We start from the raw sequence: 3,595 nt of genomic DNA on the forward strand, positions 1-3,595 counted from the left end.
CACTGCGGGGGGCTACGCCCGCCGCGCCGCACCCCAGAGCGCCAGGGGATGCACCGCCGGGGGGCTTTGCCGCCCCCCGCCTACCCCCACTCCCGCAACACTCCCGCAACACTCCCGCACCGCCGCCGAGCACCCGCCCAGAACCAGCTCAGCGGCTGCCGACCGCCTGCTTCACCAGCGTCCGCCCGAAGTCCCACATCAGCCCGCTCCCCCGGTGCGCGTCATCCATGATGTCGGTGAAGGCGTCCACGAACCGGTCGACGTCGCGCTCCGTGATGATCAGCGGCGGGATCAGCTTGATCACCTCCAGGTGGTCCCCGGACACCTGGGTCAGGATCCGGTGCCGCTGGAGCAGCGGGACGACCACCATCTGGGCGAACAGCCCCTTGCGCGCCGCTTGCAGGGCCGTCCAGCCGGTGCGCAGCTTGAGCGACTTGGGTCGGCCGAACTCGATGCCGATCATCAGACCCCGGCCGCGCACCTCGGCGAGCAGCTCGTACCGGTCGACCAGTGCGGCCAGCCGCTCGCGCAACTGATCGCCGACCTGACGCGCGTTCTCCACCACCTTCTCCTCGCGCATCACCTCCAGGGTCGCCAGTCCGGCCGCCATCGCCTGGGCGTTGGCACCGAAGCTGGCCGAGTGCACCAGCACCCGGTCCATCGAGGAGTACACCTTCTCGAAGATCCAGCTCTTGCCGAGCGTCGCCCCGACCGGCACGTAGCCGCCGGAGAGCGCCTTGGCCACGCAGACCAGGTCGGGCAGCACGCCCTCCTCGTGCTGGTAGGCGAAGAACTCGCCGGTACGGCCGATCCCGGTCTGCACCTCGTCGCAGATCAGCAGCGCCCTGTGCTCATGCAGCAGGGCCTGCGCGGCACGCAGCCAGCCGGGCGGCGGCGCCAGGACGCCCTTGCCCTGGATCGGCTCGACGATCAGGGCGGCGACGTCGCCGCGCTTCAGCTCCCTGGCCAGCGCGCCGAGGTCGCCGAGCGGGATGGCGGTGTCCGGCAGCAGCGGGTCGAAGCCCTTGCGGAAACCGCTCTCCCCGTTGACGGAGAGCGAGCCGGTGGTCAGCCCGTGGAAGGCGTGGTCGGCGTACAGGACGCGCCTGCGGCCGGTGGCGTACCGGGCGAACTTGAGCGCGGTCTCCACCGCCTCGGTGCCGCTGTTGCCGAAGAACACCCGGTCCAGCCCGGGCGTGTACGAGAGCAGTCGCTCGGCGAGCAGCCCGGGCAGCGGCGAGCAGTCGAAGCGGACCAGGTCCGGCAGGTCGAGGTCCATCACCTGCTGGATCGCCGATCGCACGACCGGGTGGTGGCGGCCCAGCGCGAAGATGCCGAAGCCGGCCAGCATGTCGAGGTACTCGTTGCCCTCGGCGTCGTAGAAGTACGGGCCCTTGGCGCGCTCGTAGTACTTGTCGAAGCCGATGGTGTGCAGCATGCGCGGCAGCTGCGGGTTGAGGTGGCGGCCGTGCAGTTCGTACCGCTCGGCGCCGCGTTCGGCGATCAGCGCGGCGAGGTCGAAGCTGGCGGCGGTGCGGTCGGGGTCAGCCGGCATGGCGCTGGTTCGCTCCTCGGTTCGGTAGCAGGTTCTTGGCGAAGACGGCGGTCTGGGCGGCGACTCCGGTGCCGGTCAGGCCGGTCTCCTCCAGGATCTCCCCGCGCGCGGCGTGGCCGAGGAACTCCTGCGGCAGGCCGAGCACCCGCACCGGCACGTCCACGTCGGCGTCGCGCAGCGCCTGGGCGACGGCGGCGCCGACGCCACCGGTGCGGCCGTTGTCCTCGACGGTGACGACCAGCCGGTGGGCGGCGGCCAGTTCCGGCAGGACCGGGTCGACCGGTTTGACCCAGCGGGGGTCGACGACGGTCGCGGTGAAGCCCTCGGCGAGCAACAGCCGGGCGGCGTCCAGGCAGGCGGCGGCGGTGGTGCCGACCGCGACCAGGAGGATCTCCGACGGCCGGCCGGTGCGCAGCAGGACGTCCATCCCGCCGATCCGTTCGACGGCCGGCACGGCGGGCCCGATGGTGGCCTTGGGGAAGCGGACCACGGTGGGGGCGTCCTCGACCTCGACGGCCTCGCGCAGCTGGGCCCGCAGCTGTTCGGCGTCGCGCGGGGCGGCGAGCCTGAGGCCCGGGACGACCTGGAGGATCGACATGTCCCACATGCCGTTGTGCGAGGCGCCGTCGCTGCCGGTGACCCCGGAGCGGTCGAGGACGAAGGTGACGCCGAGCCGGTGCAGGGCGACGTCCATCAGGACCTGGTCGAAGGCCCGGTTCAGGAAGGTCGCGTAGACGGCGACGACCGGGTGCAGGCCGCCGGTGGCGAGGCCGGCGGCGGAGGTGACGGCGTGCTGCTCGGCGATGCCGACGTCGAAGGTGCGGTCCGGGAAGGCCTTGGCGAAGCGGGCCAGGCCGACCGGTTGGAGCATCGCCGCGGTGATCGCCACCAGGTCGGGCCGCTCGGCGCCGAGCGCGACCAGTTCGTCGCCGAACACCGAGGTCCAGGAGACTCCGCCGCTGGGCGAGATCGGCAGGCAGGTGTACGGGTCGATCGGGTTGACGGCGTGGAAGCGGTCGGCCTCGTCCTGTTCGGCGGGCCGGTAGCCGCGCCCCTTGACGGTGAGGCAGTGCACGATGACGGGGCCGCCGAAGTTGCGCGCCTGGCGCAGCGCCTGTTCGACGGCGCCGAGGTCGTGGCCGTCGATCGGCCCGAGGTACTTCAGCCCGAGGTCCTCGAACATGCCCTGGGGCGCGAAGGCGTCCTTGAAGCCCTTCTTGGCCCCGTGCAGCGCGTCGAAGATCGGCTGGCCGACGAGCGGGGTGCGCTGCAGCGCGCCCTTGCCGAGGGCGAGGAAGCGTTCGTACCCCTGGGTGGTGCGCAGGGTGGCCAGGTGGTTGGCGAGGCCGCCGATGGTCTTGGCGTAGGAGCGCTCGTTGTCGTTGACGACGATGACCAGCGGCCGGTCGCGGGCCTCGGCGATGTTGTTGAGCGCCTCCCAGGCGAGCCCGCCGGTGAGCGCGCCGTCGCCGATCACCGCGACGGTGTGCCGGTCGTGCTGGCCGAGCAGTCCGGCGGCCTTGGCGAGGCCGTCGGCGTAGGACAGGGCGGTGGAGGCGTGCGAGTTCTCGACCAGGTCGTGTTCGGATTCGCCGCGCGAGGGGTAGCCGGAGAGCCCGCCCTTCATCCGCAGCCGGGAGAAGTCCTGGCGGCCGGTGAGCAGTTTGTGGACGTAGCTCTGGTGGCCGGTGTCGAAGACGATCCGGTCGTACGGGGAGTCGAAGACCCGGTGCAGGGCGATGGTCAGCTCGACCACGCCGAGATTGGGCCCGAGGTGGCCGCCGGTGCGGGTGACGGCGTCGATCAGGAACGCGCGGATCTCGTCGGCGAGCAGCGGGAGTTCGGCCGCCGGAAGCTTTCGCAGTTCGGCCGGTGACGTGACGCTGGAGAGCAGTGACATGGGTACACCTCACGACTCGGAGTGGCGCGGTGGTGCCGCCGCCCGGCGGGGGCGGGGCCCGGGGGGGGGGGCGGGGGGCGGCGGGCGGGGGGGTGTGGGGGGGGGTTGGGGGGGTGGCGGGAGCCGGGGCAGGGGGGGGC

At 72.5% G+C, this 3,595-nt stretch carries 2 protein-coding genes; both read right to left on the bottom strand.

The window, feature by feature from the left end; all coding sequences use genetic code 11:
• Positions 1-148: 148 nt before the first annotated feature.
• Positions 149-1,555, bottom strand: a complete 1,407-nt coding sequence (locus ACFV6I_RS30680) for an aspartate aminotransferase family protein (RefSeq protein ID WP_380342290.1) — start codon at positions 1,553-1,555, stop codon at positions 149-151.
• Positions 1,545-3,455 (bottom strand): 1-deoxy-D-xylulose-5-phosphate synthase, encoded by a 1,911-nt coding sequence (gene dxs / locus ACFV6I_RS30685; RefSeq protein WP_380342293.1) that lies wholly within the window; start codon positions 3,453-3,455, stop codon positions 1,545-1,547. Before dxs ends, ACFV6I_RS30680 begins: the two co-directional genes overlap by 11 nt.
• Positions 3,456-3,595 lie beyond the last annotated feature (140 nt).

Source organism: Kitasatospora sp. NPDC059803 (genome assembly GCF_042732255.1).
Taxonomy (GTDB): domain Bacteria; phylum Actinomycetota; class Actinomycetes; order Streptomycetales; family Streptomycetaceae; genus Kitasatospora.